The 6,267-nt window shown below is 45.7% G+C and carries 6 protein-coding genes and 1 pseudogene; 1 reads left to right on the top strand and 6 read right to left on the bottom strand.

All coding sequences use genetic code 11. From position 1 onward, the window contains the following. Nucleotides 1–115: pseudogene (locus H5300_RS11080) on the top strand (IS630 family transposase); the annotation flags it as partial. Nucleotides 116–175: 60 nt separating this feature from the next. Here H5300_RS11080 and H5300_RS28330 read toward each other — a convergent pair. The 6 genes from H5300_RS28330 to puuE form a co-directional block, all read right to left on the bottom strand. Beyond that, nucleotides 176–1,318, bottom strand: coding sequence for a Shedu immune nuclease family protein (locus H5300_RS28330; RefSeq protein WP_081229022.1), 1,143 nt, complete (start codon nucleotides 1,316–1,318; stop codon nucleotides 176–178). Nucleotides 1,319–1,605: 287 nt separating this feature from the next. Next, nucleotides 1,606–2,925 carry a urate hydroxylase PuuD gene (locus tag H5300_RS11070; RefSeq protein WP_182795984.1) on the bottom strand — a complete coding sequence of 440 codons (1,320 nt, stop codon included), beginning with the start codon at nucleotides 2,923–2,925 and terminating at the stop codon, nucleotides 1,606–1,608. 14 nt (nucleotides 2,926–2,939) lie between these two features. Further along, a complete protein-coding gene (locus tag H5300_RS11065) occupies nucleotides 2,940–3,500 on the bottom strand; it encodes an ureidoglycolate lyase (RefSeq protein WP_102428165.1) in 561 nt (186 codons plus the stop codon). Nucleotides 3,501–3,514: 14 nt separating this feature from the next. Further along, a complete protein-coding gene (alc, locus tag H5300_RS11060; RefSeq protein ID WP_017086623.1) occupies nucleotides 3,515–4,501 on the bottom strand; it encodes an allantoicase in 987 nt (328 codons plus the stop codon). A 123-nt stretch (nucleotides 4,502–4,624) separates the two neighbouring features. Further along, a complete protein-coding gene (gene uraD / locus H5300_RS11055; protein ID WP_017086622.1) occupies nucleotides 4,625–5,140 on the bottom strand; it encodes a 2-oxo-4-hydroxy-4-carboxy-5-ureidoimidazoline decarboxylase in 516 nt (171 codons plus the stop codon). Nucleotides 5,141–5,162: 22 nt separating this feature from the next. Further along, nucleotides 5,163–6,101: an allantoinase PuuE gene (gene puuE / locus H5300_RS11050; RefSeq protein WP_017083064.1), complete on the bottom strand. Its 939-nt coding sequence runs from the start codon at nucleotides 6,099–6,101 to the stop codon at nucleotides 5,163–5,165. Nucleotides 6,102–6,267: the final 166 nt, after the last annotated feature.

Genomic DNA, 6,267 nt, shown 5'->3' with positions numbered 1-6,267 from the left:
CTTCAAGGAAGCCATAGACCAATTTTTTACTGTAACTCTTCCAGAGATTGCAGGTTCGTTGACGTCTCGAATCAATGACAATTTTCAGGTGTTTAAGCCTGCATCTTCAAGTTGATTGGGTATATTTTAAACTCCTGTCACCTTTGCTCCACAAAACCACGATTTAAGCAGCTTATTACCTAAGCGTGTTAGTCTCATTAAGAGCAATAAATGATGCCCTTTCTAGCAATTCATCGTACGTTATGATTTCAATGTTTCGAGAATCTCTTCTAAAAAGCTCGAGCGTTTTGCGTTTCATTTTTTTGATTCCAGCAGGCTCAGACACGTCGTCTATTTGATCCCAACTACCAACAATTAGAACAGCTTTAGAGTCATACGCACTTTGATTGATTTCACTATAATCATCGGCATAGAGTTCACGAGTAGTTTCAATTTTCAATATACCGCTCGCTTTTTGCTCCAAAATTTGAGAATAAGCCTCCATCAAATCTTTGGAAAGTTTCCAACTTTGTGCTCTGTTTTTTGTTGTTCCAAAAAGCGGGGTCGTAGGTAACTTTAACTCAACAAAAGTAGTGAACCTATGATCACCCATTAGAAAATCGGCAATGACGCCTTCACTTCCTCCAGCATTAGTATCAGATGCATGGAACTCTTTCTGCAGTACTCCTTGAAATCGATAATCCAAACCATATCCAAAGATCCATTGATTAATGGAAAAAAAGTGCTGCCATGCGGTTTCATCTTTTGTTTCTGGTCTTCCAATATCATGTTTATATTGTGGTAAATAGTTGGAGTAGAGAAGCTTTTTGAATATATCAAGCTGTGCTTTACGATAACCAGTATTAACCAAGTCTTGAGTGGTTATCATACCTTGAGATAATAAATCCCTGACAACCTCCCCTCCATCCGATCCAGAGAGCAATGTGGTGATTTTCTGCTTTGTTTCAGCATCAAGGATATCCATGGAATCTTCAGAAAGCCGAATACGACGCTCTGCTACTCCTTGAAGGTCGAGTTCTTGAATGAAATTGAGAAAAGTTTTTAGCTGCTGCATATTGAATTTCGAAAACTCAATAACTTGCTTTTCTTGCCCACTCACTAACTTACACAGCTTTATTCCCTCGATATCATCTTTATCTTTGAGATACACAACTTTCATCATTGTCCGAGGAGCTAACTGAATGTGAAACTCTCTTTCATCAGAAAAAATTACTTGGAAAAACCGACCTTTTTCAAAAGTATGATTATAGAGCGTCTCTAGCTTCGAGTTTCTAATCACATCTTCTTCTGTTGGTTTAAAACTTGATACGTCAAACACCGATTACCCCCTGATACATAGTCAATTTTGAAGTTGCTAAAGCTCTGAGCAAAAAACCAAATTACACCAAAATAGTTAAATAACATCCAATCTCGCGAACTCTAAACCAGATATGCATATAGAGTCACCAACAGAATGATAAATCTGCATTTCTTTTGTCCAAAAACAAAAAGCCCCGGTTATAGGAACCGGGGAAACAGGGTGGGATGAGTTTGGCGCGTGCCCGAAACCAAACTCTCCCCAAGCCTCACCTAAGACTCATGCTCTTAGGTAAAGGATTCACATCATTATTGCAGCGTAGCGCCTTGCTCTACCCATGTGCCGATGAGTGCGCGTTCTTCGTCGGTCATTTGAGTCATGTTGCCAAGCGGCATCACCTTGGTTGTTACGGTTTGAGCAACAATCCTTGGTACGTTGGCTTTGATCTCTTCTGGAGTATCAAACATCACACCGGCTGGCGCAGCAGCAAAAGCGGCATGGCTCGGGGTTGATGAGTGACACACAGAACAGCGCTCTTGAATGACTTTGTTGATGGTTTCAAAGCTTACGCCTGCGCTAGCCGCTTGCATTGCGTGGTCTGCTGGTGCGGCCTGAGAACTAGTCGTCGTTGACGCGGTGTCGTTTGCAGCAAGTTCTTCTGTCGCCGATTCAGTCGCGCTTACTTGCACTTCTTGAACCACTGGTGCTTGTACAACCGGAGTCATCTGTTTTTTCGCGTAAGGTGAGGTAACAAACGCGAGCGTGATCATACCCAATGCCGCTACAGGTACTGTCCAGGCAAACTTCTGGCTACCATGACGGGTGTTGAAGTAGTGACGCACCAAGATACTGAAGATCGCTAAGCCAGCAAGGATCAGCCAGTTGTATTCCGAGCCATAAGTGCTTGGGAAGTGGTTACTGATCATGATGAACAGCACTGGCAGTGTCATGTAATTGTTGTGACGAGAACGCAGTAAGCCCTTCGCTGGCAGTGCCGGATCCGGTTCGCGCTTCTCTTCAATCGCTTTCACCAGGTTGCGCTGTGCAGGCATGATAACGCGGAATACGTTACCCACCATGATGGTACCAATAATTGCACCAACATGAATGTAAGCACCACGGCCACTGAACACTTGGGTTAGGCCATATGTCGCAGCAACAAGCAGCACGAACAGCACAACGCCAAGCAGCACGGGGGTTTTACCTAATGGTGAGTCACACAGTAAGTCGTAGATAAACCAGCCGGCAACGAATGAACCAATACCAATCGCGATTGCCGTTGTTGAATCAAGGCCAGAGCCCGGTGCAATCAGGTAAATCTCAGCGTTTAGGTAGTAGACCACACCCAGTAGACACACACCGGTGATCCACGTGAAGTAGGCTTCCCATTTAAACCAGTGCAGGTGCTCTGGCATCTCTGGTGGCGCAAGTTTGTACTTCTCTAGGTGATAAATACCACCGCCGTGAATTGCCCATAAGTCGCCTGAAAGGCCCGTTTTTGGGTTTACTCGGTTAAGGTTGTTCTCTAACCAAACAAAGTAAAATGATGCGCCTATCCACGCAACACCAACAATCATGTGAGCCCAGCGTATTGCTAGATTCAACCATTCTGTAATATGCGGATCCATAATAAACTCCTGTATCACAACGCTTTAGCTAAGCGTTGCTCTTCCTTATTGTCGTCCGTTGGCAGATCGTCCAAATGCAATGCCACTCGGTCGCTGTCGAAATAAACTTCATCACAGTTGTGCCCTTCGCCGCCTCTATCGACGATCAAGAACTGGTCTTGATCAGTAAGCGCGAGAACTGGGTGATGCCACACCCCTTTGTGATAGTTCACTCCTTGACGGCCGTTGCTCAAGAAAGCTCGGCTCTTGGCTAATGTTGGATCATCGCCTTTTGGCGCAACAACAATTAAATAGGGTTGACCAAGTAATGGAATGAATGCCTGAGAGCCAAGTGGATGACGCTCTAACATTTTGATGGTCAGTGGGTAGCTCAACGGTGTGGCTTGGAAGATGCTAATGATCGCTTCTCCGTCTTGGTCTTGCACATCCGTTGTCGCTAGCTTGTGGTAGCGACGTGTTGATCCACTGTTGATCATGAAGAAATCACTATTATCGGACTCGATAACATCGCCAAACTCAGCAAAAGCCTGCTTGGTTAACGGTTCGATTGATAAACGACGTATTCCATTACTCATACTCATTTCCTTACCTATTTCGCTTTCGTACCAAACAGACGCAAACGGCTGATACCACCATCTGGGAATATGTTTGCACGTACGTGGGTAATCGCACCAAGGTCGTTTACCTCAGAAATGAATTCGTGAATTTCGTGCGCTTGCAGCTTTTGTGCTGGCAACAGTTCACGCCAGAATAGGCTTTGTGTTTCTACTTGGTCGTCGGTACCACCTTTCACGTAAGCGGCTTGAATTGAACAGCTGTCAGGGTAGTTACCTTTGAAGTGGGCCGTATCAACGACGATGCGTTCGATGTTACCTGGGTGACCTAGTGCCACGATAACCCAGTCGTTACCCGGTGTACGACGACGCGCTGTTTCCCAACCGTCACCCATATTTTCACCGCGGCCAGGACCTAAGATGTTGGCTTTGTTGCCGTAGTGCTCATCGCTACATGCCAATGCTCGGCCACCGTGTTCAACCGATGCTAGGTCAACTTGTTGCTGAGAATCTATTGCTTCCCAATCCACACTTGGTCGGCCATAAACACGTAAGCGCGCTACACCGCCATCTGGATAGATATTCAAACGTAGGTGCGTAAATACTTGGTCACTTTCAATCGCTTCAAGATGATGATGATCACCTTGTAGTGCCATTGAAGGCAGAATTTCTTGCCACTCTGTTGCGTCTGTTGGCTCACCTTGTGGTGAATAACACGCGTCAATTGATGCCGAAGGTGGGAAGTTACCTGTGAAGAATGAGGTATCAATATCAACGCCAGCAATAGTGCCAGCTAGGCCAAGGCGAACGACACAGTAGTCGTAACCTTCACCGCGTTTGCGTCTGCTTTCCCAACCGTCCATCCACTTGCCGTTATCGTCGTATAAGTCGTCTTTCCACTCTGGCGCAGCGTGGCTGAGAAGACGGCTTTTATCGGCGAAAAAATCGTCTGTTGCGAAGATAGCTTCTGCGCCGAGTTTTTCGTCTGCAAGGTTTATGTATTGTTCAAATGTTTGGGTCATGTCCGTGTAATCCTATCCAATTAATCAAGTAATAATAAAATGAGAACTCAGTGGCTTATTCGCTTATAAAGCGTGCTCTTAGCGCACTAAGACTGGGCTGAGATAGCTGTTAACTCCGTTAACTTACATATCCCAGAGACGAAACATCGCGATCTTGTTGATCTCTTGAATCGCCGTAGCAAACTCAGTTTCACTATCATTTCCTAATCGCATCTCGAACGACTCAAGAATTTGGTAACGATTGGCTCCCTTCACCGCCATGATAAAAGGGAAATTGAAGCGACTTTTGTAGCTGTTGTTGTAAGAAGTGAATTTTTCAAATTCTTCGGCGTTGCACTGGTCGATGCCCGCCCCCGCTTGTTCTTTGGTCGACGACTCGGTGAGTTCGCCGTTTACTGCTGCTCGACCGGCTAAATCCGGGTGAGCGTTGATCAAAGCCAACTGTTTGCCTTGGTCTGCACCTAACAAGGTCGATGCCATTTTCAGATGAAGATTCTCGATATGGTCGTCTTCGGCATTCAAACCTTGGTCATACACCACTTCTGCAACCCACGGGCTGTGTTCGTAGACATCAGCAAAGTGAGCGACAAAGGTATCGCGGTCCATGGTTGTTGGTTGGCATGATCGAAATTCAGTCACGTTAAGCCTCCTTGCTTCACTGCTACTTTTGCTGTTGATGATTAGCGTTATTTGGTTGATATGGATGATGTTGGTGCCAATGGTTGGCGATATCGATTCGACGACATAACCACACGCTGTCATGCTGTTTTACGTAATCTAAGAAACGTCTTAATGCAGCAATACGACCGGGGCGACCAATCAGACGACAATGCAGCCCAACCGACATCATTTTCGGTGCGGTTTCGCCTTCCATATAAAGGGTGTCAAACGTGTCTTTCAGGTATTGGAAGAACTGCTCACCAGAGTTAAAGCCTTGCGCTGTTGAAAAACGCATGTCGTTCACATCGAGTGTGTAAGGGATCACCAATTGTGGATGACCGGTTTCGGTGTGCCAATAAGGCAGGTCATCGTCATAGGCATCCGAGTCATAAAGAAAGCCGCCTTCTTCTGCGACTAAGCGACGCGTATTTGGACCCGTTCGACCTGTGTACCAACCTTGCGGGCGCTGACCCGTCACTTGTTGGATGATCTCAATCGCTTTAGTCATGTGGTCGCGCTCTTCAGACTCATCAATGTATTGATAGTCGATCCAGCGATAACCGTGGCTACAAATTTCGTGACCCGCTTCGACCATGGCTTTGGCAACGTCTGGGTGACGCTCAATCGCCATTGCAACCGCAAAGACGGTCAGTGGGATTTCATATTCATCGAACAAGCGAAGAACACGCCATACACCCGCACGGCTACCATATTCATAGATGGACTCCATGCTCATGTGACGTTCGCCTTTGATCGGCTGTGCTGACGGGATCTCTGAAAGAAAGGCTTCAGACTCGTCATCTCCATGTAACAAACAACGCTCACCGCCCTCTTCATAGTTCAATACAAAAGAAACCGCGACGCGCGCATTACCTGGCCATTGAGGGTTTGGAGGGTTAGCTCCGTAACCGATCAAATTTCTTGAATAATCCTTATTCATCCAAGTACTCCTAACATAAGTGGTTGGCTTAGCCGCTCTTTAAGTAAGTCACCAAATGATTCAACCAAATGGATTCTCGATAAACAGAGCAACCTTACCCCTGTACATTTATTGTATACAATTATTTATCTCAATGTAAAGATTTTGTTATTCAAGTTAAATTTAT

The sequence above is a fragment of the Vibrio sp. SG41-7 genome (genome assembly GCF_014164465.1).
GTDB classification, from domain to species: Bacteria; Pseudomonadota; Gammaproteobacteria; order Enterobacterales; family Vibrionaceae; genus Vibrio; species Vibrio splendidus.
This window is presented reverse-complemented; position numbering and strand designations above follow the sequence as displayed.

Coding starts and splice junctions, on each gene's coding strand:
- H5300_RS11070 (WP_182795984.1), bottom strand. CDS start 2,925: ATGGATCCGCATATTACAGAATGGTTGAATCTAGCAATACGCTGGGCT.
- H5300_RS11065 (WP_102428165.1), bottom strand. CDS start 3,500: ATGAGTAATGGAATACGTCGTTTATCAATCGAACCGTTAACCAAGCAG.
- alc (WP_017086623.1), bottom strand. CDS start 4,501: ATGACCCAAACATTTGAACAATACATAAACCTTGCAGACGAAAAACTC.
- puuE (WP_017083064.1), bottom strand. CDS start 6,101: ATGAATAAGGATTATTCAAGAAATTTGATCGGTTACGGAGCTAACCCT.